34 protein-coding genes and 3 pseudogenes are annotated in these 25,937 nt (G+C 52.9%); 6 read left to right on the top strand and 31 right to left on the bottom strand.

Annotated elements, in window-relative coordinates:
* Positions 1 to 27: 27 nt before the first annotated feature.
* The 12 genes from glyQ to HT085_RS11230 form a co-directional block, all read right to left on the bottom strand.
* Positions 28 to 924, bottom strand: coding sequence for a glycine--tRNA ligase subunit alpha (gene glyQ / locus HT085_RS11285; protein WP_003692424.1), 897 nt, complete (start codon positions 922 to 924; stop codon positions 28 to 30).
* Between the two features lie 171 nt (positions 925 to 1,095).
* On the bottom strand, positions 1,096 to 1,518 hold the full coding sequence (locus tag HT085_RS11280) for a F0F1 ATP synthase subunit epsilon (protein WP_003687159.1): 423 nt from the start codon (positions 1,516 to 1,518) through the stop codon (positions 1,096 to 1,098).
* 10 nt (positions 1,519 to 1,528) lie between these two features.
* Entirely contained in the window at positions 1,529 to 2,926 is a 1,398-nt protein-coding gene (atpD, locus tag HT085_RS11275; RefSeq protein ID WP_003690451.1) for a F0F1 ATP synthase subunit beta, read from the bottom strand.
* A 37-nt stretch (positions 2,927 to 2,963) separates the two neighbouring features.
* Positions 2,964 to 3,839: a F0F1 ATP synthase subunit gamma gene (gene atpG / locus HT085_RS11270; RefSeq protein WP_003690449.1), complete on the bottom strand. Its 876-nt coding sequence runs from the start codon at positions 3,837 to 3,839 to the stop codon at positions 2,964 to 2,966.
* A 24-nt stretch (positions 3,840 to 3,863) separates the two neighbouring features.
* On the bottom strand, positions 3,864 to 5,411 hold the full coding sequence (atpA, locus tag HT085_RS11265; RefSeq protein WP_003687154.1) for a F0F1 ATP synthase subunit alpha: 1,548 nt from the start codon (positions 5,409 to 5,411) through the stop codon (positions 3,864 to 3,866).
* A gap of 10 nt (positions 5,412 to 5,421) precedes the next feature.
* Positions 5,422 to 5,955, bottom strand: a complete 534-nt coding sequence (locus HT085_RS11260; protein ID WP_003690447.1) for a F0F1 ATP synthase subunit delta — start codon at positions 5,953 to 5,955, stop codon at positions 5,422 to 5,424.
* Between the two features lie 4 nt (positions 5,956 to 5,959).
* Positions 5,960 to 6,430: a F0F1 ATP synthase subunit B gene (locus tag HT085_RS11255; protein ID WP_003687152.1), complete on the bottom strand. Its 471-nt coding sequence runs from the start codon at positions 6,428 to 6,430 to the stop codon at positions 5,960 to 5,962.
* 69 nt (positions 6,431 to 6,499) lie between these two features.
* On the bottom strand, positions 6,500 to 6,736 hold the full coding sequence (atpE, locus tag HT085_RS11250) for a F0F1 ATP synthase subunit C (RefSeq protein WP_002214801.1): 237 nt from the start codon (positions 6,734 to 6,736) through the stop codon (positions 6,500 to 6,502).
* Positions 6,737 to 6,792: 56 nt separating this feature from the next.
* Positions 6,793 to 7,659: a F0F1 ATP synthase subunit A gene (gene atpB / locus HT085_RS11245; RefSeq protein WP_003690445.1), complete on the bottom strand. Its 867-nt coding sequence runs from the start codon at positions 7,657 to 7,659 to the stop codon at positions 6,793 to 6,795.
* Positions 7,649 to 8,002, bottom strand: coding sequence for an ATP synthase subunit I (locus tag HT085_RS11240; protein ID WP_003690443.1), 354 nt, complete (start codon positions 8,000 to 8,002; stop codon positions 7,649 to 7,651). The genes atpB and HT085_RS11240 overlap by 11 nt, the downstream gene beginning before the upstream one ends.
* A gap of 362 nt (positions 8,003 to 8,364) precedes the next feature.
* Positions 8,365 to 8,541: a hypothetical protein gene (locus HT085_RS11235; protein WP_003696565.1), complete on the bottom strand. Its 177-nt coding sequence runs from the start codon at positions 8,539 to 8,541 to the stop codon at positions 8,365 to 8,367.
* A 135-nt stretch (positions 8,542 to 8,676) separates the two neighbouring features.
* On the bottom strand, positions 8,677 to 9,537 hold the full coding sequence (locus HT085_RS11230; protein WP_003687145.1) for a ParB/RepB/Spo0J family partition protein: 861 nt from the start codon (positions 9,535 to 9,537) through the stop codon (positions 8,677 to 8,679).
* Positions 9,538 to 9,694: 157 nt separating this feature from the next.
* Between HT085_RS11230 and HT085_RS11225 the strand changes: the two genes are divergently transcribed.
* Positions 9,695 to 10,264 (top strand): UbiX family flavin prenyltransferase, encoded by a 570-nt coding sequence (locus tag HT085_RS11225; RefSeq protein ID WP_020996754.1) that lies wholly within the window; start codon positions 9,695 to 9,697, stop codon positions 10,262 to 10,264.
* A gap of 62 nt (positions 10,265 to 10,326) precedes the next feature.
* Here HT085_RS11225 and HT085_RS11220 read toward each other — a convergent pair whose 3' ends face one another.
* The 3 genes from HT085_RS11220 to HT085_RS11210 all read right to left on the bottom strand — a co-directional run bounded on the left by HT085_RS11220 (position 10,327) and on the right by HT085_RS11210 (position 12,777).
* The gene (locus HT085_RS11220) at positions 10,327 to 11,193 is read right to left on the bottom strand and encodes a MetQ/NlpA family ABC transporter substrate-binding protein (protein ID WP_003687141.1); all 867 of its coding nucleotides are present in this window, start codon (positions 11,191 to 11,193) and stop codon (positions 10,327 to 10,329) included.
* Between the two features lie 158 nt (positions 11,194 to 11,351).
* Complete coding sequence (locus HT085_RS11215; protein WP_003687136.1) at positions 11,352 to 12,038, bottom strand: methionine ABC transporter permease; 687 nt, start codon at positions 12,036 to 12,038, stop codon at positions 11,352 to 11,354.
* Position 12,039: 1 nt separating this feature from the next.
* On the bottom strand, positions 12,040 to 12,777 hold the full coding sequence (locus tag HT085_RS11210; RefSeq protein WP_003687134.1) for a methionine ABC transporter ATP-binding protein: 738 nt from the start codon (positions 12,775 to 12,777) through the stop codon (positions 12,040 to 12,042).
* A gap of 376 nt (positions 12,778 to 13,153) precedes the next feature.
* On the opposite strand from HT085_RS11210, the gene ltgA reads away from it, so the two are divergent.
* The 3 genes from ltgA to HT085_RS11190 all read left to right on the top strand — a co-directional run bounded on the left by ltgA (position 13,154) and on the right by HT085_RS11190 (position 16,084).
* Positions 13,154 to 15,004 (top strand): lytic transglycosylase LtgA, encoded by a 1,851-nt coding sequence (gene ltgA, locus HT085_RS11200; RefSeq protein ID WP_003690436.1) that lies wholly within the window; start codon positions 13,154 to 13,156, stop codon positions 15,002 to 15,004.
* Positions 15,005 to 15,293: 289 nt separating this feature from the next.
* Positions 15,294 to 15,506 (top strand): 30S ribosomal protein S21, encoded by a 213-nt coding sequence (rpsU, locus tag HT085_RS11195; RefSeq protein ID WP_002214819.1) that lies wholly within the window; start codon positions 15,294 to 15,296, stop codon positions 15,504 to 15,506.
* Between the two features lie 131 nt (positions 15,507 to 15,637).
* Positions 15,638 to 16,084 carry a GatB/YqeY domain-containing protein gene (locus HT085_RS11190; RefSeq protein ID WP_010356294.1) on the top strand — a complete coding sequence of 149 codons (447 nt, stop codon included), beginning with the start codon at positions 15,638 to 15,640 and terminating at the stop codon, positions 16,082 to 16,084.
* A 47-nt stretch (positions 16,085 to 16,131) separates the two neighbouring features.
* Here HT085_RS11190 and HT085_RS11185 read toward each other — a convergent pair whose 3' ends face one another.
* The 8 genes and pseudogenes from HT085_RS11185 to HT085_RS11150 form a co-directional block, all read right to left on the bottom strand.
* Positions 16,132 to 16,278, bottom strand: coding sequence for a hypothetical protein (locus HT085_RS11185; RefSeq protein ID WP_164823286.1), 147 nt, complete (start codon positions 16,276 to 16,278; stop codon positions 16,132 to 16,134).
* Between the two features lie 4 nt (positions 16,279 to 16,282).
* On the bottom strand, positions 16,283 to 16,675 hold the full coding sequence (locus tag HT085_RS11180; protein ID WP_003690431.1) for a ClpXP protease specificity-enhancing factor: 393 nt from the start codon (positions 16,673 to 16,675) through the stop codon (positions 16,283 to 16,285).
* A 71-nt stretch (positions 16,676 to 16,746) separates the two neighbouring features.
* Positions 16,747 to 17,352 (bottom strand): glutathione S-transferase N-terminal domain-containing protein, encoded by a 606-nt coding sequence (locus HT085_RS11175; protein WP_003687122.1) that lies wholly within the window; start codon positions 17,350 to 17,352, stop codon positions 16,747 to 16,749.
* Between the two features lie 44 nt (positions 17,353 to 17,396).
* Positions 17,397 to 17,510, bottom strand: a pseudogene (locus HT085_RS12310) (IS5/IS1182 family transposase); the annotation flags it as partial.
* Between the two features lie 48 nt (positions 17,511 to 17,558).
* Positions 17,559 to 19,235 carry an ArnT family glycosyltransferase gene (locus HT085_RS11165; RefSeq protein ID WP_010361207.1) on the bottom strand — a complete coding sequence of 559 codons (1,677 nt, stop codon included), beginning with the start codon at positions 19,233 to 19,235 and terminating at the stop codon, positions 17,559 to 17,561.
* 145 nt (positions 19,236 to 19,380) lie between these two features.
* Positions 19,381 to 20,009 (bottom strand): annotated as a pseudogene (locus HT085_RS11160) (CadD family cadmium resistance transporter).
* 263 nt (positions 20,010 to 20,272) lie between these two features.
* Positions 20,273 to 20,488, bottom strand: coding sequence for a 50S ribosomal protein L31 (gene rpmE / locus HT085_RS11155; RefSeq protein WP_010356285.1), 216 nt, complete (start codon positions 20,486 to 20,488; stop codon positions 20,273 to 20,275).
* Positions 20,489 to 20,559: 71 nt separating this feature from the next.
* Positions 20,560 to 20,694, bottom strand: a pseudogene (locus HT085_RS11150) (IS5/IS1182 family transposase); the annotation flags it as partial.
* A 32-nt stretch (positions 20,695 to 20,726) separates the two neighbouring features.
* On the opposite strand from HT085_RS11150, the gene HT085_RS11145 reads away from it, so the two are divergent.
* On the top strand, positions 20,727 to 21,089 hold the full coding sequence (locus tag HT085_RS11145; protein ID WP_012504112.1) for a hypothetical protein: 363 nt from the start codon (positions 20,727 to 20,729) through the stop codon (positions 21,087 to 21,089).
* 5 nt (positions 21,090 to 21,094) lie between these two features.
* The gene (locus HT085_RS11140) at positions 21,095 to 21,223 is read left to right on the top strand and encodes an LbetaH domain-containing protein (RefSeq protein ID WP_002256059.1); all 129 of its coding nucleotides are present in this window, start codon (positions 21,095 to 21,097) and stop codon (positions 21,221 to 21,223) included.
* Between the two features lie 233 nt (positions 21,224 to 21,456).
* Here the strand turns inward: HT085_RS11140 and HT085_RS11135 are convergent, their stop codons facing one another.
* From HT085_RS11135 to mlaE, 8 genes are all read right to left on the bottom strand, one after another.
* Positions 21,457 to 21,945, bottom strand: a complete 489-nt coding sequence (locus tag HT085_RS11135; protein ID WP_003690423.1) for a peroxiredoxin family protein — start codon at positions 21,943 to 21,945, stop codon at positions 21,457 to 21,459.
* A complete protein-coding gene (locus tag HT085_RS11130; RefSeq protein ID WP_003687109.1) occupies positions 21,942 to 22,325 on the bottom strand; it encodes an acyl-CoA thioesterase in 384 nt (127 codons plus the stop codon). The genes HT085_RS11135 and HT085_RS11130 overlap by 4 nt, the downstream gene beginning before the upstream one ends.
* Complete coding sequence (locus tag HT085_RS11125) at positions 22,325 to 22,687, bottom strand: hypothetical protein (RefSeq protein ID WP_002229974.1); 363 nt, start codon at positions 22,685 to 22,687, stop codon at positions 22,325 to 22,327. The genes HT085_RS11130 and HT085_RS11125 overlap by 1 nt, the downstream gene beginning before the upstream one ends.
* A 124-nt stretch (positions 22,688 to 22,811) precedes the next feature.
* Positions 22,812 to 23,639 carry an MlaA family lipoprotein gene (locus HT085_RS11120; protein ID WP_003690421.1) on the bottom strand — a complete coding sequence of 276 codons (828 nt, stop codon included), beginning with the start codon at positions 23,637 to 23,639 and terminating at the stop codon, positions 22,812 to 22,814.
* Positions 23,636 to 23,914 carry an STAS domain-containing protein gene (locus HT085_RS11115; protein WP_003690420.1) on the bottom strand — a complete coding sequence of 93 codons (279 nt, stop codon included), beginning with the start codon at positions 23,912 to 23,914 and terminating at the stop codon, positions 23,636 to 23,638. The genes HT085_RS11120 and HT085_RS11115 overlap by 4 nt, the downstream gene beginning before the upstream one ends.
* Before the next feature lie 50 nt (positions 23,915 to 23,964).
* Entirely contained in the window at positions 23,965 to 24,555 is a 591-nt protein-coding gene (locus tag HT085_RS11110; RefSeq protein ID WP_003690419.1) for an MlaC/ttg2D family ABC transporter substrate-binding protein, read from the bottom strand.
* Positions 24,556 to 24,585: 30 nt separating this feature from the next.
* The gene (mlaD, locus tag HT085_RS11105) at positions 24,586 to 25,080 is read right to left on the bottom strand and encodes an outer membrane lipid asymmetry maintenance protein MlaD (RefSeq protein WP_003687104.1); all 495 of its coding nucleotides are present in this window, start codon (positions 25,078 to 25,080) and stop codon (positions 24,586 to 24,588) included.
* 50 nt (positions 25,081 to 25,130) lie between these two features.
* A complete protein-coding gene (gene mlaE, locus HT085_RS11100) occupies positions 25,131 to 25,907 on the bottom strand; it encodes a lipid asymmetry maintenance ABC transporter permease subunit MlaE (RefSeq protein ID WP_003687103.1) in 777 nt (258 codons plus the stop codon).
* Positions 25,908 to 25,937 lie beyond the last annotated feature (30 nt).

Raw genomic sequence — 25,937 nt, 5'->3', positions numbered from 1 at the left:
TGAAAACCTGTTTCAGACGACGTATCGTTATTTTTTAATCAACGGGAAGCCCAGTTTCTCACGGCTTTCGATATATTTTTGCGCCACGGCGCGGCTCAATGCACGAATACGTCCAATATAAGTTGCCCGCTCGGTTACGGAAATCGCGCCGCGTGCGTCTAAAAGGTTGAACGTATGCCCCGCTTTGAGGACCAGCTCGTAGGCAGGTAAGGCAAGGCCGGCGTTTTCTTCGGCGAACAGGCGTTTGGCTTGCGCTTCGTAGTCGTTGAACTGGCGCAGCAGCCAGTCGGCATCGCTGTATTCGAAGTTGTAGGTAGATTGCTCGACTTCGTTTTGATGGTACACGTCGCCGTAGCTTACGGTATTGCCGTCCGGCGTTTTTGCCCAAACGAGGTCATAGACGTTTTCCACGCCTTGCAGGTACATCGCCAAGCGTTCGATGCCGTAGGTAATTTCGCCGAGTACGGGCGTGCAATCGATACCGCCGACTTGTTGGAAATAGGTAAACTGGGTTACTTCCATGCCGTTGAGCCAGACTTCCCAGCCCAAACCCCACGCACCGAGGGTGGGGTTTTCCCAGTCGTCTTCGACAAAGCGGATGTCGTGGACTTTGGGATCGATGCCCAATTCGCGCAGGGAGTCGAGATAGAGGTCTTGGATATTGGCGGGGGCGGGTTTGAGGGCGACTTGGAATTGGTAATAGTGTTGCAGGCGGTTGGGGTTGTCGCCGTAGCGGCCGTCTTTGGGGCGGCGGCTGGGTTGGACGTAGGCGGCAAACCAAGGCTCGGGGCCGAGCGCGCGCAGGCAGGTGGCGGGATGGGATGTGCCGGCACCGACTTCCATGTCGAAGGGTTGGATGACGGTGCAGCCTTTGTCTGCCCAGAAGGTTTGCAGTTTGAAGATGATTTGTTGGAAGGTAAGCATGGCTTATTGTTCGATAAAATAAAGGTTTTATTTTACTGTTTCCATAGCCGCTTGAATAGATTTATCTCGAAGACAGCCTGATTTGAAACCAGGGGATGGATAATTTTTTAATTTAAATCCGGAAAATAAAAAGCACGGCCAAACGGTCGTGCTTTTTCAAACCAAACAAGTTTATTTCTTGTGCGAACGGATATAGTCCAAAGTTTTGAGCTGTGCAATTGCGGCAGCCAATGCTTTATGTGCTTCCGCCAAAGCCTTATCGTCTTTAGCTTGGGAAATGCCCGCTTCTGCGGCTTTTTTCGCCTCTTCCGCACGTGCCCGATCCATTTCCGCACTGCGGACGGCAACATCCGCCAAGACAGTTACTTTATCAGGCTGTACTTCCAAAATACCGCCGGAAACAGCAACCAAAACCTCTTTATCCTCGCCCGGAACGGTCAAACGCAACGCACCGGGACGCACCAAACTCATAATCGGCTCGTGTCGCGGATAAATACCGAGTTCGCCCTGTACAGTCGGAACAACGATAAATGTTGCCTCGCCTGAATAGATTTTCTGCTCGCCACTTACCACCTCAACTTGCATGATGCTCATGCCGACCTCCTCAGTTTAAGGTTTTCGCTTTCTCAACCGCTTCTTCGATGCTGCCGACCATATAGAATGCCTGTTCGGGCAGATGATCGTATTCGCCGTTCAAGATGGCTTTGAAGCCGGCAATGGTATCGCGCAGGGCGACATATTTGCCTGGAGAACCTGTAAACACTTCGGCAACGTGGAACGGTTGAGACAGGAAGCGTTGGATTTTACGGGCACGCATTACAGCCAGTTTGTCTTCGTCAGACAATTCGTCCATACCCAGAATGGCGATGATGTCGCGCAATTCTTTGTATTTTTGCAGAGTAGACTGTACACCGCGCGCTACGTCGTAGTGCTCTTGACCCAATACCATCGGATCCAATTGGCGCGAAGTAGAGTCAAGCGGGTCAACTGCCGGGTAAATACCCAAAGAGGCAATATCACGGCTCAATACGACGGTCGCGTCCAAGTGGGCGAAAGTTGTCGCCGGAGACGGGTCAGTCAAGTCATCCGCAGGTACATATACGGCTTGGATGGAAGTAATGGAACCGGTTTGGGTAGAGGTAATACGCTCTTGCAAACGACCCATTTCTTCAGCCAATGTCGGTTGGTAACCCACTGCAGAAGGCATACGGCCCAACAGTGCGGATACTTCGGTACCGGCCAGAGTGTAACGGTAGATGTTGTCAACGAAGAACAATACGTCACGACCTTTACCGTTTTCGTCTTTTTCGTCACGGAAGTATTCAGCCATAGTCAAACCGGTCAAAGCAACGCGCAGACGGTTGCCTGGAGGTTCGTTCATTTGGCCATACACCATGGCTACTTTATCCAATACGTTGGAATCTTTCATCTCGTGGTAGAAGTCGTTACCTTCGCGGGTACGCTCACCCACGCCTGAGAACACGGACAAGCCGCTGTGCGCTTTGGCGATGTTGTTGATCAATTCCATCATGTTCACGGTTTTACCCACACCGGCACCGCCGAACAGACCTACTTTACCGCCTTTGGCAAACGGACACAGCAAGTCAATCACTTTAATGCCCGTTTCGAGCAATTCGGTTGTGGAAGACAGTTCGTCAAACTTAGGAGCGGCTTGGTGGATGGCACGACTCTTGTCGGTATCAATTGGACCTGCCTCGTCAACAGGAGTTCCCAATACATCGACAATGCGTCCCAACGTACCTTTACCTACCGGCACAGTAATGGGCGAACCAGTATTGCTCACAGTCATGCCGCGTTTCAAACCGTCCGAGCTGCCCATAGCGATGGTACGGACTACGCCATCACCCAAAAGCTGTTGGACTTCCAAAGTCAGACCGTTTTCGTCTAATTTCAAAGCGTCGTAAACGCGCGGAATCATGTCGCGTGGAAATTCCACGTCAACAACCGCACCGATAATTTGTACGATTTTGCCTTGGCTCATTATCGTATCCTAATTTCCGTACAGGATTCAGACGGCATCAGACGGCCGCCGCACCTGCTACAATTTCTGACAATTCCGTGGTAATCGCAGCTTGACGCGATTTGTTATATACCAGACGCAACTCTTTGATGGCATTGCCTGCATTGTCTGTTGCAGCTTTCATGGCAACCATGCGGGCTGCCTGTTCGGATGCCATATTGTCGCTCAACGCCTGATAAACCACAGACTCTAAATAGCGGCGAACCAGATATTCCAACACTGCAAGTGCAGTCGGTTCGTAGCGGTATTCCCAGCTGAACGGTGGTTTGGGAGCTGAATCGCCAATCACGTTCTCACCGATAGGCAGCAATACTTCCATCCTCGGTTCTTGACGCATGGTATTGACAAAACCCGAATACACCAGATGGATTTTGTCAATTTCATGTTTCTCATACCGTTGGAAAAGTTCTGTCAAAGGTCCGAGCAGCATTTCCATTTTTGGGGTATCGCCCAAATTTACGGCACTGGCAACCACATTCAGACCAATGCTCTGACACGCCATCAGACCTTTACTGCCAAGGCATACGATTTCCTCTTCAATACCTTGATTCCGATACTCTTGAACTTGTGCCAAAAACTTTTTCAGCACGTTGGCGTTCAAACCGCCACACAAACCCTTATCAGACGTAATCAAAATAAAACCGACACGTCTGATTTCCCGATGAGATTCCAGTAACGGAATACCATGATCGGTATTGGTTTGCGCAAGATGGCTCATCACCATACGCACTTTTTCGGCATACGGACGCGCCAAACGCATCCGTTCCTGAGTCTTCCGCATTTTAGAGGTTGACACCATTTGCATCGCTTTAGTGATCTTTTGGGTATTCTGAACACTGCGGATTTTGGTGAGAATCTCTTTTCCTACTGCCATTTCAGACTCCTTTCACTTCAAGCCTTATGCCTGATAGGCGTAAGAAGATTTGAAGGATTTCATGGCTGCTTCAAGCGTTTTCTCGCTCTCGTCGGACATTGCACCTGAAGCATTGACGGCTTCCAAAACTTCCGGATGTTGGGTACGGACAAAGCTCAAAAATTCAGATTCAAAAGCTAGAGCTTTGGCAACCGGAACATCAGAATACGAACCGTTGTTGATTGCCCAAAGGGTCAAAGCCATTTCAGCCGTATTCAACGTACTGAACTGTTTCTGTTTCATCAGTTCGGTTACGACTTCGCCATGCTCCAACTGTTTGCGCGTAGCTTCATCCAAATCGGATGCAAATTGCGAGAACGCCGCCAATTCACGATATTGTGCCAACGCCAAACGGATACCGCCACCCAGCTTTTTAATCACTTTGGTTTGTGCAGCACCGCCTACGCGGGATACGGAAATACCGGCATTGATTGCAGGACGGATACCGGCGTTGAAGAGGTCGGTTTCCAAGAAAATCTGACCGTCGGTAATCGAAATGACGTTAGTCGGAACGAAAGCAGATACGTCGCCCGCTTGGGTTTCGATAATCGGCAACGCGGTCAGAGAACCGGTTTTGCCTTTTACTTCGCCGTTGGTCAATTTTTCCACTTCGTGTTCATTGACACGTGCCGCACGTTCCAACAGACGGGAGTGCAGGTAGAACACATCGCCGGGATAGGCTTCGCGGCCGGGCGGACGGCGCAAAAGCAGGGAAATTTGACGGTAAGCCACAGCCTGTTTGGACAAATCGTCATAAACAATCAAGGCATCTTCGCCACGATCGCGGAAGAATTCACCCATCGTACAACCTGAATAAGGTGCGATATATTGCAATGCCGCCGCTTCAGATGCAGTTGCAGCAACCACAATCGTGTGTTCCATCGCGCCATGCTCTTCCAATTTGCGGACCACGTTGGCAATAGAAGATGCTTTTTGACCGATAGCGACATAGATACAGATAACACCCGTACCTTTTTGGTTGACGATGGCATCCAATGCCACGGCCGTTTTACCTGTCTGACGGTCTCCAATAATCAACTCACGCTGACCGCGACCGACAGGAATCATAGAGTCAATCGCCTTCAGACCGGTTTGCATCGGCTGATCAACCGATTTGCGTGCAATCACGCCCGGTGCGATTTTTTCGACAGGGGCGGTCAAAGTTGTATTAATCGGGCCTTTGCCGTCGATAGGCCGACCCAATGCATCGACGACGCGTCCGACCAATTCGCGTCCGACCGGCACTTCTAAAATACGGCCGGTACAGGTAACCGTGTCGCCTTCTTTAATATGTTCGTACTCGCCCAACACTACGGCACCGACGGAGTCGCGCTCCAGGTTCATCGCCAAGCCTAAAGTGTTACCCGGGAATTCGAGCATCTCACCTTGCATTGCATCTGACAAACCATGGATGCGAACGATACCGTCAGTTACCGAAATCACCGTACCACGGGTACTCACTTCGGCATTTACAGACAGATTTTCGATCTTGGCTTTAATCAGATCGCTAATTTCAGCAGGATTAAGCTGCATGAAAACTCTCCTAATTCGTCATAGTCGTGTACAAAGCACTCAGTTTGCCTTGTACAGACAAATCCAAAACCTGATCACCCACTTCAACTTTTATGCCGCCAATCAGCTCCGGTTCGATTTCGACAGAGATTTTCAGCTCGCTGTCGAAACGCTTATTCAGCATTTGCGCCAACTCGCCGACCTGTTTGTCGGTCAACGGATAGGCACTGTAAATGACGGCAGATTTGATATGGTTGAATGATAAGGTCAAGTCTTGATATTGAGCATACACTTCCGGCAATATCGACAAACGTTTCTGCCCGGCCAAGACGATAACAAAGTTTTTTAACTCCTTGTCTTTCAAACCGACCAAATCGATGAGGATATCTGCTTTTTCTGAAGCATTCGTTTCAGGACGGTCAATCAATAAAGCCACCTTCCCTTCCTGAACAACCGCCGCAAGTTTTTCCAGTCCGCCCAACCAAGACTCAATTTGGTTTTTTTCCTGAGCCAGACCGAACAATGCCTTTGCATAAGGTCTGGCGATCGTTGCAAACTCTGCCATAAGATTACAACTCCTGTTTCAGGGTATCGAGCAGTTTTGCGTGTTTGGAAGCATCGACTTCGCTGCGCAAAATAGATTCGGCACCTTTGACAGCCAACACGGCAACCTGATCGCGCAGGGATTCGCGTGCGCGGAACAATTCCTGCTCCACATCGGCCTTTGCCTGAGCTGCAATGCGCGCCGCCTCGGAAGAAGCCTGTTCTTTGGCTTCTTCGACAATTTTGGCGGCACGTTTTTCGGCGTTGGCAACCATTTCGGAAACCTGATTACGCCCTTCTGCCAAAAGTTCTGCAACCTTTTTTTCAGCCTGCTCGAAATCGCTTTTACCACGCTCGGCGGCAGCCAAGCCCTCGGCGATTTTTGCGGCACGCTCATCCAAAGCTTTTGCAATCGGCGGCCACACAAATTTCATGGTAAACCATACCAAACCGAAAAAGACGATGATTTGAGCGAATAATGTTGCATTGATATTCACGTTACTTAACCTTCGTATTGGGGTTAATCAAACAGGCTGCACCTGTACGAACGGACGAATCCGTCCTGATTATGCACCTGCAAACGGGTTGACGAAGGCGAACAGTAGTGCAATGGCGACACCGATCAAGAATGCGGCATCAATCAGACCGGCAATCAGGAACAGTTTGGTTTGCAGCGGACCAATCAGTTCAGGTTGGCGAGCAGAAGACTCCAAATATTTAGAACCGACCATTGCGATACCGATAGATGCACCCAATGCACCCAATGCAACGATCAAACCACATGCGATAGCAATCAAACCCATTTTAAACTCCTTAAAGAAACAAAGGTTAAACTACAAAAACAAACTACTTGGGAAAATCAGTGGGCATCGTGCGCCTGCCCGATATAGACGAACGCCAACGCCATGAAAATAAATGCCTGCAGGGTAATCACCAAAATATGGAAAATCGCCCATGCCAAACCGGCAATAATGTGGAATACAAACAGAATCGGATCCATGACTTCAACGCTGCCGGAAGCCGCCCAAGCACCGCCAAGCAAGGCTATCAGCAGGAATACCAGCTCGCCCGCATACATATTGCCGAACAACCGCATACCGTGGGATACGGTTTTAGAAAGAAACTCGACCAAGTTCAACAGAAAGTTCGCAGGTGCGAGTTTTGCACCGAACGGCGCACTGAACAACTCGTGAAACCAGCCGCCCAATCCTTTGATTTTGATGTTGTAATAGATACAAATCAGCAACACGCCGACAGCGAGTGCCAAAGCGGTGTTCAAATCGGCAGTCGGTACGATGCGCAGCAGGGCGTGATGGTTGCCGGTAATGCCCTGCCATACCATCGGCAGCAAATCGACCGGCAGCATATCCATCGCGTTCATCAGGAAAATCCAAACAAACAGCGTCAGACCCAACGGCGCGACGGCTTTTCTAGACTTTTCGCTGTGAATGATGCTCTTACACATATCGTCCACAAACTCGAACAAGATTTCCACGGCGGCCTGGAAACGTCCGGGAACGCCTGCCGTTGCTTTTTTTGCACCGCGCCACAACAGGAAGCTGCCGATTACGCCCAACAGGACGGCAAAAAAAACGGCATCAAGGTTAATAAACGAAAAATCAGCAATGTTTTTCAGTCCCTGACCCTGAGTAACATCCGACAAACTGGTCAAGCTCTGCAAGTGGTGCTTGATGTAGTCGGCAGCGGTAATGGTTTCACCTGCCATAATCTTTCACTCTCAACAATACTAAAAAAACCAGATGGCTGACACCGAGCAGCCCCATCAAAAACGGGACGAACACCAGCGATTGATGCCATATTGCAAATACGGCAAGCATGGACAACAGCGACAGCACTACTTTTAAAATCTCTCCGAAGACGAACATCCTGCTTTGCAGGAAGGGGTTTCCCCTGAAAAGTTTTAGAAGTAAAACTGCAACAAACGTGGGAAGCAGGTAGGACAAACCGCCCCCGACCGCCGAAAGGAATCCGGCAAAACCCCATACGGCAAAGGCAACTGCGGCGCATATGGACAATACGGCGGATTGTAGGATGATAATCTGCTTCATAAAGGGAATGTTTCCGCCTCAGGTTTGGGGCGCGGCTAATATAATTTAGAAGCCTTATTACGTCAAGCAATATGTTAATCTTTGTGAAACTCGCCGCCGATACAGACGAGCGACTCCCCAAAATCCAACTCCGCTATTCTAACACATATTACATATGATTACAGGATATTAAGGAGTTTGTCCGCAATTTCTTTACACTTTTAATGTTCTTACGTGATTTGTTTGCTTTACGTGGAAATAATAAAAAATCAACGCGAAATTGTAGTAGTTTATCGGTCGGATTGTCGGCAGTTTGGGGAGTTTGCTCAATAAATAAAAGGTCGTCTGAAAATATTTTCAGACGACCTTTTCCGAATAAAGGATTAGCAGCGGCCTGCCGCTTTAAGCAAAGCATTGCATTGACTTTTGGCTTTGTTCGTTCCGCCTCCCGAACAAATTGCATCGGAAGTGGTAACGCCGATTGTGCTGATTACACTGGTAACATAGCATTGGCTCACGCGCTTACCCACAGTTGCGGTAAAGTTGATGCGTGTGTTCATAATTTCCTCGAAAATTAAAAATGAAAACAGGAAAACGATTCTTACGCGAAGCAGAAAAAATGTCAATAGAATTATATTTCCCACTTAAAATCTGGAAAGCTATTCTCTATATTTCAAACGGCATATCCCGCAAAATTAAGGCCGGTAATCTATGCCCAACTGCTTCAAGATATGGTCGAAGGTTTCGGGCGTGTCGAAATGCAGGATGATTTTGCCTTTTTTATGGTTGGCGGTCTTGATTTCGGCGTTGACACCCAATTTTTCAGTCAGCAAATCATTCAGGCGGCCGATGTCGGCGGCGGCAGTTTTTTTTGGCTCGGGACGTTTGTTTTGAAGGGCGGCCTGGCTGCGGCGTTCGACTTCGCGCACCGACCAGCCGTTTTTGACGGCCTTTTGCGCCAATTCGAGCTGTTCGACGACGGGCAGGGTCAGCAGTGCGCGGGCGTGCCCCATTTCGAGGCGGCGTTGGTAAAGCATTTCCTGCACGGATTCGGGCAGGCTTAAAAGGCGCAGGCTGTTGGAAATCGCGCTTCGGCTTTTGCCGACGGCTTGGGCGATGGTTTCGTGGGTCAGCCCGAACTCGTCGGCAAGGCGTTTCAAGCCTTGTGCTTCTTCGATGGGGTTGAGGTTTTCGCGCTGGAGGTTTTCGATCAAACCCATTGCCAATGCGGTTTCGTCGCTGATGGTTTTGATAACGGCGGGGATTTCGGACAGGCCGGCAATCTGAGCGGCGCGCCAACGGCGTTCGCCTGCAATCAGTTCGTATCGGGACAGTCCGTGTTCGCGCACGATGACGGGCTGTATCACGCCTTGCGCCTTAATCGAATCTGCCAGTTCCTGCAAGGCTTCGTCATCGATTTGGACGCGCGCCTGATAGCGGCCGGGCCGGATATCTTTAACCGCAACCGCAGTCAGCCGGTCGCCGCTGCTGTTGTCCGCACCGTTGGCGAGCAGCGAATCCAAGCCGCGCCCCAATCCGCCTTTTACTTTTGCCATACCGCCCTCCCGTGCCTATTCAGATAGGATGTTAAATCGGGTATTTTATCGGATATTGGGTGTTGCCGACAATTTGTATCCGTGTTTATCGGATTTCTGTTTTTTCACTATAATAGCCGGTTTGCCGTTGCAGGCGGTTTTATGGGAAAGGCGGATGATGGTACGGCGTTTGATAATCGGCATCAGCGGGGCGAGCGGTTTCCAATACGGCGTGAAGGCTTTGGAACTTTTGCGCGCGCAAGATGTCGAAACGCACCTTGTGGTATCGAAAGGCGCGGAGATGGCGCGCGCTTCGGAAACGGATTATACGAAAGACGAAGTATATGCCTTGGCTGATTTCGTCCATCCGATCGGCAATATCGGGGCGTGCATTGCCAGCGGTACGTTTAAAACGGACGGGATGCTGGTCGCACCCTGTTCGATGCGGACGCTTGCCTCTGTCGCGCACGGCTTCGGCGACAATCTCTTGACGCGTGCGGCGGATGTGGTTTTGAAGGAAAGGCGGCGGCTGGTGCTGATGGTGCGCGAAACGCCGCTGAACCTTGCCCATTTGGACAATATGAAGCGGGTAACGGAAATGGGCGGCGTGGTGTTTCCCCCTGTTCCTGCGATGTACCGCAAGCCGCAGACGGCGGACGACATAGTGGCGCACAGTATCGCACACACGCTGTCGCTGTTCGGAATCGATACGCCGGATTTGGCGGAATGGCAGGGAATGGCGGATTAAAGGACAAAAATGCCGTCTGAACACGGAATGCGGTTCAGACGGCATCATTTTATACGACTGCCTTATTTGGCTGCGCCTTCATTCCATGCGGCAGGGTATTTGTAGCCCTCGAAGCGTTTGTGCGCGTAGGCTTTGAACGCGTCGGAGTTATAGGCCTCGGTTACGTCTTTAAGCCATTGGCTGTCTTTGTCGGCGGTTTTGACGGCAGACCAGTTGACATAGGCAAAGCTCGGCTCTTGGAACAGGGCTTCGGTCAGCTTCATGCCGCTGCTTATGGCGTAGTTGCCGTTGACGACGGCAAAATCCACGTCGGCGCGGCTGCGCGGCAGTTGTGCGGCTTCAAGCTCGACGATTTTGATGTTTTTCAGGTTTTCCGCGATATCGGCTTTGGATGCGGTCAGCGGATTGATGCCGTCTTTGAGTTTGATCCAACCCAGTTCGTTCAGCATCACCAAGGCGCGTGCGAAGTTGGACGGGTCGTTGGGCGCGGATACGGTGCTGCCGTCTTTGACTTCTTCCAGCGATTTCAGTTTGCCCGGATACAGTCCCAAAGGCGCGGTCGGCACTTGGAAGGCTTCGGTGATGTCCAGGTTGTGTTCTTTTTTGAAATCGTCAAGATAGGGTTTGTGTTGGAAGACGTTGATGTCCAACTCGCCCTCCGCCAATGCCAGATTCGGGCGCACATAGTCGGTAAATTCGACCAATTTGACGGTGTAGCCTTTTTTCTCCAGCTCGGCTTGGATTTGTTCTTTGACCATATCGCCGAAGTCGCCGACGGTCGTGCCGAAGACGATTTCTTTTTTCGCCGCGCCGTTATCGGCAGAAGGGGCGGCGGCAGAGGCTGCGGGCGCGCTGTCTTTTTGACCGCCGCAGGCTGCGAGGATGAGCGCGAGTGCGGCGGCGGAAAGGGTTTTGAAGAAGGTTTTCATATTTTCTCCTGATGTTGTGGCGGTTTCAAACAAAAATGACAGGCAGGGAGTCCTGCCGTCCGGATTCGGCGTTCAGACGGCATTTGCCGCGAACAGGGGGATTTTATAGCATTTTTCGGATAGCGGCGGGGTTTTTGGCGTTCAGACGGCATTCGGGTTTAACGTTTGTCGAGTTTCCGCGCCAACGCGTTGCCGGTGCTTTGAATCAGGATGACCAGCAGCACGAGGAGGGCGACGATGAAGACGATGACTTCGGTTTGGTAGCGGTAGTAGCCGTAGCGGATGGCGAGGTCGCCCAAGCCGCCGCCGCCTATCATGCCTGCCGCCGCGCTGTATGACAAAAGCCCGATGGCAAGCACGGTAATGCTGGAAACCATGCCCGCGCGCGCTTCGTTCAAGAGGACTTTGAGGACGATGGCAATCGGCGGCGCACCCATCGCGGCGGCGGCTTCAATCACACCTTTTGGGACTTCGCGCAGGTTTTGTTCCACCAGTCGGGCAAAATAAAACAATCCCGACACGCTCAACACCAGCGAGGCGGCAACCGGGCCGATGGTGCTGCCGACGATGGCGCGTGTGGCGGGTATCATCGCAATCATCAGGATGACGAAGGGGAAGGCGCGCATGAGGTTGACGAGGTTGTCGAGCAGGAAGTTTACCGGCTTGTTGTAATGCAGTTGGCGGCTGGAAGTTACGAAGAGCAACACGCCCAAGAGCGTGCCGAAGATGACGGCGAATGTGGTGGACAAGCCGACCATCACGAAAGTTTCGCCCAAGGCGCGGACGATTTCGTCTTTCATGCCGACGATGGTGGAAACGGCTTGTTCGAATGTTAAGCCTGCCATATCAGTCCTCCCGAATCAGTTCGCGCCCGATTTCGGATTGAGCGTGGATTTGGTTGCCGCGTACTTCGACGATTTCCACCACTTTCCCTTTATCCAACAGGGCGGCGCGGTCGCACAATCGTCTGATGACGCTCATTTCGTGGGTTACGATGACGATGGTAACGTTGAAGCGTTTGTTGATGTCTTCCAAACATTCCAAGACACTGCGCGTGGTGGCGGGGTCGAGGGCGGAAGTGGGTTCGTCGGCGAGGATGACTTGCGGCTTGGGCGCGAGCGCGCGGGCGATTCCGACGCGTTGTTTCTGCCCGCCTGAAAGCTGGGCGGGGTAGTGGCCGGCGCGTTCGGTCAAGCCGACGATTTCGAGGCACTCGGCAACGCGCGCTTTGATTTTTTCAGACGGCCATCCGGCGATTTCCAGTGGAAAGGCAACGTTGCCGGCGACGGTGCGGTTGCTTAAAAGGTTGAACTGCTGAAACACCATGCCGATATTCTGCCGCGCCTGACGCAATGCGGCGGCATCGAGCGCGGTCAGTTCTTGTCCGCAGACGTTGACTTTGCCCGTGTCGGGGCGTTCCAACAGGTTGATCAGGCGCAACAAAGTGGATTTGCCCGCACCGGAATAGCCCATCAGCCCGAAGATTTCGCCGTCTTGAATTTCGAGGCTGGTCGGCTCGACGGCGGCAAAACGGGTTTTGTCGCGCGTTTGGTAATGCTTGGAAACCTTGTCCAAAATAATCATTGTCTTTCCCATACAACAAAGCCCGATGTCGGACACAACGGGCGCGGAAGATAAAGCTGAAATTGTCGGAACGCTTTAGCTGTTATGCCCGCAAGCTGTGTCAAATCGGCAGGTTAATTTTCGTAGGATATTATCGGGAAAGCGTTTTTTTGTCAATAAAGCAGGAAGCGGGCAACCATTTCGGACAATGCCGTCTGAAACGGGCAAAGGCAGCGGTTCGCACCCAAACGGCAAATGATTGAAAAATATAAATTATGTCGGAAACATTCCAAAGACGGTGCAGTTTCGGCATATAATTCGGGCAAACGCCTGTTCAGACGGCATTTTGTCTTTTCCAACCCTGACCGTTCAGGGTTCCGATTCTTAAGGAAATCCGATGTACCTACCCTCTATGAAGCATTCCCTGCCGCTGCTGGCGGCCCTGGTGCTTGCCGCGTGTTCTTCGACAAACACACTGCCAGCCGGCAAGACCCCGGCAGACAATATAGAAACTGCCGACCTTTCGGCAAGCGTTCCCACCCGCCCTGCCGAACCGGAAGGAAAAACGCTGGCAGATTACGGCGGCTACCCGTCCGCACTGGATGCAGTGAAACAGAACAACGATGCGGCAGCCGCCGCCTATTTGGAAAACGCCGGCGACAGCGCGATGGCGGAAAATGTCCGCAACGAGTGGCTGAAGTCTTTGGGCGCGCGCAGACAGTGGACGCTGTTTGCACAGGAATATGCCAAACTCAAACCTGAAGGGCGCGCCCAAGAAGTCGAATGCTACGCCGATTCGAGCCGCAACGACTATACGCGTGCCGCCGAACTGGTCAAAAATACGGGCAAACTGCCTTCGGGCTGCACCAAACTGTTGGAACAGGCAGCCGCATCCGGCTTGTTGGACGGCAACGATGCCTGGAGGCGCGTGCGCGGACTGCTGGCCGGCCGCCAAACGACGGACGCGCGCAACCTTGCCGCCGCATTGGGCAGCCCGTTTGACGGCGGTACACAAGGTTCGCGCGAATATGCCCTGTTGAACGTCATCGGCAAAGAAGCACGCAAATCGCCGAATGCCGCCGCCCTGCTGTCCGAAATGGAAAGCGGTTTAAGCCCCGAACAACGCAGTTTCGCGTGGGGCGTATTGGGGCATTATCAGTCGCAAAGCCTCAATGTGCCTGCCGCCTTGGACTATTACGGCAAGGTTGCCGACCGCCGCCAACTGACCGACGACCAAATCGAGTGGTACGCCCGCGCCGCCTTGCGCGCCCGACGTTGGGACGAGCTGGCCTCCGTGATCTCGCATATGCCCGAAAAACTGCAAAAAAGCCCGACCTGGCTCTACTGGCTGGCACGCAGCCGCGCCGCAACGGGCAACACGCAAGAAGCGGAAAAACTTTACAAACAGGCGGCAGCGACGGGCAGGAATTTTTATGCCGTACTGGCAGGGGAAGAGTTGGGGCGCAAAATCGATACGCGCAACAATGTTCCCGATGCCGGCAAAAACAGCGTCCTCCGTATGGCGGAAGACGGCGCGATTAAGCGCGCACTGGTGTTGTTCCAACACAGCCGAACCGCCGGCGATGCGAAAATGCGCCGTCAGGCTCAGGCGGAATGGCGTTTTGCCACACGCGGCTTTGACGAAGACAAGCTGCTGGCCGCCGCGCAAACCGCGTTCGACCACGGTTTTTACGATATGGCGGTCAACAGCGCGGAACGCACCGACCGCAAACTCAACTACACCTTGCGCTATATTTCGCCGTTTAAAGACACGGTAATCCGCCACGCGCAAAATGTTAATGTCGATCCGGCTTGGGTTTACGGCCTGATTCGTCAGGAAAGCCGCTTCGTTATAGGCGCGCAATCCCGCGTAGGCGCGCAGGGGCTGATGCAGGTTATGCCTGCCACCGCGCGCGAAATCGCCGGCAAAATCGGTATGGATGCCGCCCAGCTCTACACCGCCGACGGCAATATCCGTATGGGGACGTGGTATATGGCGGACACCAAACGCCGCCTGCAAAACAACGAAATCCTCGCCACCGCAGGCTATAACGCCGGCCCCGGCAGGGCGCGCCGATGGCAGGCGGACACACCCCTCGAAGGCGCGGTATATGCCGAAACCATCCCGTTTTCCGAAACGCGCGACTATGTCAAAAAAGTGATGACCAATGCCGCCTACTACGCCTCCCTCTTCGGCGCGCCGCACATCCCGCTCAAACAGCGTATGGGCACCGTTCCCGCACGCTGACGTGCCGATGCCGTCTGAAACCCGCCCGGTCTTTCAGACGGCATTTTTATCCCGAACGGCATTGACGGCGAACCATAAATATAAGACAATCCGAAAATTGTTTTTCCTACTTTTTCAAGCAGCTTGACACGGCACAAGCCGGCCCGTTAGGAGGTGATGTTTCCGTCACGGCGCGTATCCCGCCGCCGAAAGGCACAGCGATACGGAAAACCTACAACACCGTCTGCCCTACCCTTTCCACCGATTATGATGGGCAGATGGAACAACCGAATTTATTAAAGGAAATAAAATGCCTGCAATCCGCGTAAAAGAGAACGAACCCTTTGAAGTCGCTATGCGCCGTTTCAAACGCGCCGTAGAAAAAACCGGCCTGCTGACCGAGCTGCGCGCCCGCGAAGCCTACGAAAAACCGACTACCGAACGCAAACGCAAAAAAGCGGCAGCCGTAAAACGCCTGCAAAAACGCCTGCGCAGCCAACAGCTGCCGCCCAAAATGTACTAAACGTTCAAGTACAGATTACAGGTCAGCCCTGTGATATGAAGACACACCGCAAGACCTGCTCTGCGGTGTGTTTTGCTTTTCAGACGGCATCGAAACCCGCCGTTTCCATCCGACATCCCAGCGAGGACATCATGAGCCTGAAAACCCGCCTTACCGAAGATATGAAAACCGCGATGCGCGCCAAAGATCAAGTTTCCCTCGGCACCATCCGCCTCATCAATGCCGCCGTCAAACAGTTTGAAGTAGACGAACGCATCGAAGCCGACGATGCCAAAATCACCGCCATCCTGACCAAAATGGTCAAACAGCGCAAAGACGGCGCGAAAATCTACACTGAAGCCGGCCGTCAGGATTTGGCAGACAAAGAAAACGCCGAAATCGACGTGCTGCACCGCTACCTGCCGCAAATGCTCTCCGCCGGCGAAATCCGCACCGCCGTCGAAGCAGCCGTTGCCGAAACCGGCGCGGCAGGTATGGCGGATATGGGCAAAGTGATGGTCGTATTGAAAACCCGCCTCGCCGGCAAAGCCGATATGGGCGAAGTCAACAAAATCTTGAAAACCGTACTGACCGCCTGATTGCCCGAATATCGGACAAAACGCCGTCTGAAGCCCGTATCGCAGGTTCAGACGGCATTTTCAATGTCCCAATATCGAATCGGCAGGGGCAACACGGTTTCGATACGCCGAAACAGGTTTTGCCGACAAACGGATTCCGTTTGCGCCCCATCGGACAAAATGCCGTCTGAAACACGATTCCGTTCAGACGGCATAGATTTATTTGACCAATTTCAAACCTTTTTTGGCGGGCCGGGGCGCGGTTTCGGCAGAGGTGTTTTCAGACGGCGTGTCGGGGCGGTACTCCTCCAATTCAAACCCCATACCTTCTCCGGTCTCCCGTGCGAAAAGGCTGAGGACGTGTCCGACAGGTATCCATATGTCGTGCGCTTGTCCGCCGAAACGGGCGGAAAAGCTGATCCAATCGTTGTCGATTCGAAGGTTTTGCGTGGCGGTTGCGCCGATGTTGAGCATAATTTCGTTGTCGCGGACGTACTGCATGGGGACGCGCGTATGCTCGTTTACCCAGACAAGGATGTGCGGCGTGAGGCTGTTGTCGCTGCACCATTCGCAAAGTGCGCGGAGGATGTAGGGTTTGGTTGAGGTGGGCATGATGGGTTCCGTGTGGTGTGCCTGAATGTGAAAATGCCTGCAAAACGGCGGGTTTTGCAAGCATTTCGGACTTATTTGCGCATGGCTTTTTCGGCGGGTGTCAGTGCTTCGATAAAGGCTTCGCGCTGGAAGATACGCTCGGCGTATTTGAGCAGCGGCGCGGCACTTTTGCCCAGTTTGACATCGTAATGGTCGAGCCGCCACAACAGCGGGGCCAGGGCAACATCAATCATAGAAAAATCTTCGCCGAGGATGTATTTGCTTTTGCTGAACGAAGGGGAAAGCATCGTCAGGCCGTTGCCGATGGCTTCGCGCGCTTTTGCCTGTTCCTTGTTGGCGGCGGCGGGGTTTTCCAAAACTTGGACGTGGTTGAACAATTCTTTTTCCATACGGTACAGCACCAGCCGCCCCCGGCCGCGCATAACGGGATCGCCGGGCATAAGCTGCGGATGGGGGAAGCGTTCGTCGATGTATTCGTTGATGATGTTGGACTCGTGCAGCACCAAATCGCGCTCGACCAGCACGGGGACTTGGTTGTACGGGTTCATGACGGCGAGGTCTTCGGGTTTGTTGTAAATATCGATATCTTTGATTTCAAAATCCATACCTTTTTCGTACAAAACGAAGCGGCAGCGGTGGCTGAAGGGGCAGGTAATGCCGGAATAGAGGGTCATCATAATAATTGTCGCTCCTGTGTGATGCCTGCAAAACGGCTGATTTATAGTGGATTAAATTTAAACCGGTACGGCGTTGCCTCGCCTTGCCGTACTATTTGTACTGTCTGCGGCTTCGTCGCCTTGTCCTGATTTAAATTTAATCCACTATATAAGGGTTTAATCGCGCAATTATACGCGATTTCCGGCACTTAATCCAGAAATTCGGCTCAATCTGTTGTTTTTAATATATTTTCCCCGATTTTCCGTATCAGTGCAAACTTACTGTCTTTGTTGCGCGGGCGCGCACCCTGCCAGACCGTCTGCCAGCCTTGCGGCGCATCCGCGTTTTGGGGCAGGCGGACGATACGGTAGCGGCAACGGACATCGCCGACGCGGTGCGGCAATGTGCCGTACTGCGTCCAAACAATCCGCGTGTGCAGGTCGCCGCCGCCTATGCCGATACACTCGATGCCGTCTGAAAGCTCCCGTTTTAATTCCGGGGAAAACGATGCCTCCATACTCCGGACGACGGGCGCGTGGCTTTTCGCCGCGTCCAGCCACGGCAGGAACAGCGTCATCAGCAAAGCCCAGGTCAGGGTAACGCCTGCCGCCCAGTTGGTAACCGCCTGCCTGCCGCGTATGTTTTTCCGGGTAATCGCCCACAGCCACAAGGGTGTGAACAGTACGGCAACCGCCATCGGAATGGGATCGATGTCGGGAACGTAATACGGGCTGAAGTAGGCGGCGCGTTCGGCAAGCTTGGCGGGCCAGCCGTAATTCATGGCGAAAAAGCCCGTCCACAGGAACACGGCAAACAGCCCGAACGCCATAATGCCGAACCAGTTGACAAAAGCCGCCGCGCCGCGCCTCAGGCTGTCCAGTTGCGCCGCGCCGAACAGGGCAAGCGGCGGCAGCAGCCAGACGAGGTTGTCTTGAAAACGCTGCGGATTAAAGGCGAGCAGCACCAAAACGGCAAGCATCCAGACAATGCCCAAAATCCCCCAGTCGGTCGAAAACAGGCGTGTGCGGCAAACCGTCCAAACCGCCAGCGGCAGCGCGGGCAGTGCGAACCAAAGCAGATTTTTCAGATAGTAAAACAAACTGAATGCCGTCTGAATGTGCCGCACGCCGCCGAACGTACCGAAAACGTGATAGTTGAGCCATTGCGCAAACAGCGCGGGCTGCGTTTTTGCCAAGAGCAGCGGGTAAACGGTCATAAGCGGCAGGGCAAAGGCAAGCGAGGCGACTGCCGTCAACATCAAACGCCTGCTTTGCCACGGACGGAAAAACATCAGCACGGGCAGGGGCAGCATCAGCGCAAACGCCGCCGGATAAGCTGCCGCCAGCGACATCAACGTCCAACCCGTACCGAGCAGGAAAGAGGCGGCAATCACGCGCCGGCGTGCCAGCGAGTAGCCGTGCAGCACCAGTCCGGCGGCGGCAAAGGCGGCGGCGGCGGGATTGAGGAAATGGGCAACCGGAATCAGCCCGATACAGCCGATATGGATTAAAACAACGCTGCGCCCGTGGTGTCTGCCCAAAAAGTTGAAACCGGCAAAGCCGCAAGAAGTCAGTCCGATAACGGCAAAAAATACGCCTGCAAAGCGTGCGGCATCATACGGGTCGGCTGCCCACGGCGACAGCAAATGTTTGAATGCGGCGGCAACCCAAAGATACACGGGCGGTATGCCGAAATCGGTTTGACCGAACAGATGGGCAACCAAGGGGGTGGGGCTGCCTGCCAGTGCTTCGACGGCGGTATAGACGGCAGGTTCGGCAGGATTCCACAAATCGTGGGAAAACACGCCGGGCCACAGCCAGGCAAACGCCATCAACAGCAGCAGCCACGGTTTTTCGTGGGTTTTGGCGGGCGGGCGGGCATCGGGCGGGGTATAGGTCAGCATAAGCGTGAGAAGAAATGGACGGATTGCCAAGTGTAGCAAATATTCGCACAAAGGTCGTGCAGAGACTGCTTCAGACGGCATCAGACACAAAAAGACCGGCAACAAAAAAGACTGCACGGGGCAGTCTTTGCAGATACTATCTTTTTCATAATATTTTTTCCTGGCCCGACACAGTCCATAGCATATCAAAACTGTTGTTTTCAATCAGGATATATATCCCCAATCCTAAATAAACAACGGCAACAAACCATCTGCTATATTTTTCCAAAGTTTCTCCGACAGAAGGGACTTGTGCCAATTTTTGGGCAGAAAAAACCAAGAGATAAATCATAACTAGAAAGGTAAGTAAAGCCACTATCAAATTCGCTAAATTTAAGGTAGTAAAATATGGGACAAAGACACCAATATTGTCAGCGCCACAACTTGCAAAAGTAATCATAGCGACTAGAAAAATCAGGTTTTTATTATCTTTGCGCAAACCCTCTTTGGCAATAGACTCTCCATCGGAATCTCCTAACAGCAAAACTTTGAGGCCTAGGAAAATCGGAATCAAGCCGAGCAAACCTAAAATCTCTTTACTAGGAATATAATCTAAGACAAATGCAAAAAGCAAACTTAGCAATATCAGGCTAACAGAGCCTAGAAATTGTCCTAAATAGATGTTAATGATGTCTTTTCTGCTTTTTTTTTGGCAAAAAATAACATTAGGATAATAAGTAAGTCTACGGCTGTCCCAGAATACAGGATTATTGAAGTAACAACATTTTGAATCATAAAACATCCCATTCAAATATATTTTTTAATGTATTCAAACATTAAACTTTGTAGATGTCAACTTCAACCCCGTCAAAATATAGTGGATTAACAAAACCGGTACGGCGTTGCCTCGCCTTGCCGTACTATTTGTACGGTCTGCGGCTTCGTCGCCTTGTCCTGATTTTTGTTAATCCACTATATAGATAAGAAGTCAGTGTGCCAAATATTAAAAAGCCCTGCCATCGAAATGATGGCAGGGCTTAATTCTTGCAAAGCGGCAATCAGCGTTTGAACAGGTTGCCGAATTTGTTGTTGAATTTGTCCACGCGGCCGGTGGTATCGACGATTTTTTGGGTGCCGGTATAGAACGGGTGGCACAGGGAGCAAACCTCGATGTTGAAGTTTTCTTTTTCCATTGCGGATTTGGTTACGAATTTGTTGCCGCAAGAGCAGGTAACGTTAACTTCGCGGTAGTTCGGGTGAATACCTTGTTTCATTTGATTTCCTTTCAAAAAAGCGGGCATAGGGGATGTACCTATGCCTCAGACAAGCTCGGCATTCTCGCTATTTTCTGTTGTTTCGTCAAGAGGATATTCGATAAAATGTATAGTGGATTAAATTTAAACCAGTACAGCGTTGCCTCGCCTTGCCGTACTATCTGTACTGTCTGCGGCTTCGTCGCCTTGTCCTGATTTTTGTTAATCCACTATAAAAAGTTCTTTTGAGGGAGGTTTGATGGGATCAAAATTCTTTTTCCTGCTGCTGCGTTTTGCCGGTTCGGTGTTGCCGCCGTCGCATATGCGCGGCATCGGCATCATCGGCAGACGGGTGCTCGGTTTTCTGGCGCGGCGGATTTCGCCGCATATCGGACGCGGGGCGTATGTGTTTCCGGATACGGTTTTGGGCGACGGCTCGGGCATCGGGGCAAACTGTGAAATCTGCCGTGGGCTGGTGGTCGGCAAAAATGTGATGATGGGGCCGGAATGCCTGCTCTATTCGACCAACCACAAGTTTGACCGTGAAAAAAACGCTTTGAGGGCTACACGGAAATCCGTCCGATTACGTTGGAGGACGATGTCTGGCCGGGGCGCAGGGTGATTGTGATGGCGGGCGTAACCGTCGGACGCGGTTCGGTCGTGGGCGCAGGCGCGGTGGTTACAAAAGACATTCCGCCCTACTCTTTGGCGGCAGGCAATCCGGCAGTGGTGAAAAAGAATCTGCCGGAAGGTTGAATGCCGTCTGAACGTGTCGGGGCGGATGATCTATAGTGGATTAACAAAAATCAGGACAAGGCGGCGGGCCGCAGGCAGTACAAATGGTACGGAACCGGTTCGCTTGGTGCTTGGGCGCCTTAGGGAATCGTTCCCTTTGAGCCGGGGCGGGGCAACGCCGTACCGGTTTTTGTTAATCCATTATAAAAAACAGGAACATCGTTCCTGCTTTTTTTGCGCTTCAGACGGCATCGCTATTGTGCCAGCGCGGTATCGATTTCTTGGTAGAGTTTGCCGAAATCGGGTTCTCCGACGTAGGTTTTGAGAATTTCGCCTTTTTTGCCGATAAGGACGGAAGTCGGATAAACCTGTGTGCCGAATGCCTGTCCGACGGCTTTGTCCGCATCATAAATGACGGTAAACGGCAGTCCGTAGTCTTTGACGTATTGGCGGACGCTTTCTATCGGATCGATGGGCTGGGCAACGGCGAGGACTTGGAAATCTTTATTTTTGTAGTCGTTTGCCGTTTTGGTGACTTTGGGCATTTCGCTCACACAACCCGGACAGGAGGGAAACCAAAAATTAATCAGGGTGACTTTGCCTTGCAGGTCGGCGTTGGAAACGGTTTTTCCGTGCAGGTCGGGCAGGGAGAAGGCGGGCGCGGTTTTACTGTCGGGGATGAGGACGGTGGCAAGGAGGATGCCGATCAGTGCGACGGCGGCGGCGGTGAGTATTTTTTTCATTCGGACAAGGCTTCCAGTGCGCGGGCAAGGGTGGCGGGCAGGCTGACGGTGCGTTGTGTGGCGGCGTGGACGGGCATCAGGGTGATGTCGGCTTCTGCGGCGGTTTTGCCGTTTGGCAGTGTAATCGTCTGGGTCAGCACAATGCGGCGCATGCCGGGGGTTTTCAGGCGGCATGAAAACTGCAATACGTCGCCTTCGACGGCGGGACGGCTGTATCGGATGTCGATGCGGGCGACAATCAGTATGAGGCCTGCCAACTCGTGCATCAGTCCGCGTTTTTCAAAAAACGCCCAGCGCGCTTCCTCGAGAAATTCGAGGTAGCGTGCATTGTTGACATGACCGTAGCCGTCGAGATGGTAATTGCGGACGGTCAGCTTCATCAGTTCAGGTTGATGGGTTGGAAGGCTTCGCGGGCAAGCGGTTCGTGTTCGAGGTCGGTGATGACGGTAGAAAGCTGGATGTCGAACCATTCGTTGAAAATGTCGGCATCGAGTGCGGGCCACTCGCGTTCGTCTTCGCACCAGTCGGCAAGTTCGGCGGCGAAAATGTCTTCGAAACGGGCTTCGATTTCGTCCCATACTTCGTCGGCGGTTTCGCACGGGCGGACAAGGTAGGAATTGGCATCGGCTTGGATGTCTTCGAGGGTCAGTCCGTCGAGGTGGTTGCCCGGCAGGGTTTGCAGCCAGTTCCAAAAAGGTTCTAAAGGGATGAGGACGAATACGCTGCGGTTGACTTCGTACATGGTTTTTCCTTTGCTGTCGCGCGGTATGCGCAAAAAAGGGATTATAGCCCAATCTGTAGTGTCGGACTGTCCGTTCCGACGGAAGGGAATGCCGTCCGAACACGGATTTTCAGACGGCATGGCTTTAGGGTTGTGTTCCAGGTTGCGTTTCGGCTTCCCCTGCTGCTTCTGCCTGTGTTTCGGATACGGAATCTTCGTGAACGGCGGGCTCTGCCGCGCCGGTTTCGGCACTTTCGACCAATTCGTCGATGTCGATGTTATCTTCCGTACCTTCGGCAGGTGTTGCACCGGTCTGCCGTGCGCGGACTTTCATATAGAGGTCGCGCGTGTAGCTGTATTTGTCGATGGCGGCTTCGTCCAGACTGTCGGTCAAATCGAGCAGGCCTTCGCGCGTACTGACGGCGGCAGCGGCAGTCGTGCCCCAGCGTCCGGCAGGGGTATGGAAAACGATATTCTTGGGCGGATAAACAGAGGTAATGCCCGTGCCGAGCGCGTCGCGGACGGTGGACGGGCCTAAGACGGGCAACACGAAATAATTGCTGTTTTTCCAGCCCCACGAGGCAAACGTGTCGCCCAAAGTGTTTTTATTGTCGGGAACGCCGCCCGCGCCGACAATATCAATGAGCCCGCCCAAACCGAAGGTGGTATTGATGCCGACGCGGACGAGGTCTTCGCTTGCGCGTTTGATGTCCAAACGCAAGATATTGCTGCCGAAACTGACCACGTCGCGCAGGTTGTTAAAAAAATTGGACACGCCGGCGCGGACGGGTTTCGGCGTAACTTTGCGGTAGCCGCGCGCGGCAGGGGCGAAAATGTAGCGGTCGGCTTGGTCGTTGAATTTGGAAACGGCGCGGTTGTAGCCTTCATAAGGGTCGGCGGGGCGGGTTTCTGCAAATGCAGGGGCGGAAGCGAACCCGATCAGCAGGAGGATGGCGTAGGCGGTTTTTTTCATGATTTCAGCCAGTCTTTGATTTCGTACAGTTCGGACAGCGCGCGCACGGATTCGGGAATGCCGGTCAGCCTGACGCTGCCTTTGCAGCCGCGCAGCACTTCGAGCAGCAGCGACACGCAGGCGGAATCGGCACGTTTGACACCTCCGAAATCGACGGCAATGGTTTCTTTCAGACGGCATTGTTGCCGGAAACGCCCAAATGCGTCCCCGGTCAGGGTTTTGACGGTGATGTCGCCGCCGATGTGCAGTGTTCCGTTTTTGAGTTCTGTATGCATAGCGTTTGTTCGAAAAACCCATACCGCCCTCGGACGGTATGGTTTGTCGGTTATTTGCCGCCGTTTTTGGCTTTCAACTCGGCAATCAGCCCGTCGATGCCTTTGGCTTTGATGATTTCGCCGAATTGGTTGCGGTACACGGTAACCAGGCTCGCGCCTTCGATGGCGACGTTGTAGGTACGGTATTTGCCGCCGCTTTGGTAGGTGGTAAAGTCCATATTGACGGGCTTCTGACCGGGGATGCCGACTTCGGCACGGACGACGATTTCCTTGCCGCCCTTATTGACGATGGGATTGTCTTTGACGTTGACGGTCGCGTTTTTGAATTTCAGCATCGTGCCGGAATAGGTGCGGATCAGCAGGGTTTGAAATTCTTTGGCCAACGCTTGTTTTTGCGCGTCGGACGCGGTACGCCAAGGGTTGCCGACCGCCAATGCGGTCATACGTTGGAAATCGAAATAGGGAACCGCATAGGCTTCGGCTTTTGGGCGTGCAGAAGCCGCGTCGCCGCTTTTGAGGATGGTCAAAACCTGTGTGGCGTTTTGGCGGATTTGTCCCACTGCGTCGGCCGGGGAGGCAAATGCCATGCCGATGCTCAAAATACCGATGCCCAATGCGCTGATGAAGGAGGATTTTTTCATGATGTCTTTCCTGAAAATGGATGTGTATGTTTATTCTGCGGCTTTTTCCGCATTGCCGCCCTCAGCGTTTTTCTCGGCGAAGCTGGTCATGAATTTACCGATCAGGTTTTCCAGAACCATTGCAGAACTGGTTACGGAGATGGTGTCGCCGGCAGCAAGGTTTTCCGTATCGCCGCCCTGCTGCAGCCCGATGTACTGTTCGCCCAAAAGTCCCGAAGTCAGGATTTGCGCGGAAACGTCACTGCTGAACTGATACTTGCCGTCCAAATCAAGGCGCACCCTCGCCTGATAGGATTTCGGGTCAAGCCCGATAGCGCCGACGCGCCCGACCAATACGCCTGCGGATTTGACGGGGGCATTGACCTTCAAACCGCCGATGTCGCCGAAATCGGCATAAACGGCGTAAGTTTTGTCCGAACCGCCGAACGCCGCGCCGCCCGCCACGCGGAAAGCGAGAAAGGCAACCGCCGCCGCGCCGATCAGGACGAACAGTCCGACCCAAAATTCCAATATGTTCTTTTTCATTAAAGTTCCTTGAATATCCGATGTTCCGCGTTTCGTCTTCAGACAGTCTGTCAATCTGTAAACATCCACGCGGTCAATATAAAATCGACCGCCAAAATCGTCAGGGCGGACGAAACCACCGTGCGCGTGCTGGCGCGCAAAATGCCTTCCGAAGTCGGGATGCAGTGGAAGCCCTGATGCACGGCAATCAGCGTTACCGCCACGCCGAACGCGGCGGATTTGATCAAACCGTTGATTACATCGTAATGTATCGTAATGTTGTTCTGCATCTGCGGCCAGAAAATACCGCTGTCCAAACCCAGCCAGCTCACGCCGACCAAATACGCGCCGAAAATGCCCGCGACGTTGAAAATCGAAGCCAAAAGCGGCATAGAAAACACGCCCGCCCAAAAACGCGGGGCAACCACGCGGGCGACGGGGTTGACCGCCATCACGTTCATCGCTTCGAGCTGTCCGGTCGTTTTCATCAAACCGATTTCGCTGGTCATCGCACCGCCCGCGCTGCTGGCAAACAGAATCGCCGCCAACACGGGACCCAGTTCGCGCAACAGAGAAGCCGCGACCATATAGCCCAAAATATCGGCGGATTTGAATTTCGACAACTGCGTATAGCCCTGCAAACCCAAAACCATACCGACGAACAGCCCCGAAACGGCAACAATCAGCACCGACAGCACGCCGGCAAAATACACTTGGCGCACGCTCAGGCGCGGACGGGCGAAAGCCGTGCCGGATTTCGCCAAAATGTTCAGCAGAAACAGCGTGATACTGCCGAAGGGTTGAATAAGGCCGAGGGTTTTCGCCCCGACGGAACGGATAAAATTCATAAATTTCTATATGTAAGGTTCAACGGTTTC

This window comes from Neisseria gonorrhoeae (assembly GCF_013030075.1).
In the GTDB taxonomy this organism is placed as follows: domain Bacteria; phylum Pseudomonadota; class Gammaproteobacteria; order Burkholderiales; family Neisseriaceae; genus Neisseria; species Neisseria gonorrhoeae.
The sequence above is the reverse complement of the archived record's forward strand: the minus strand, read 5'-3'. Positions and strand labels throughout refer to the sequence as shown.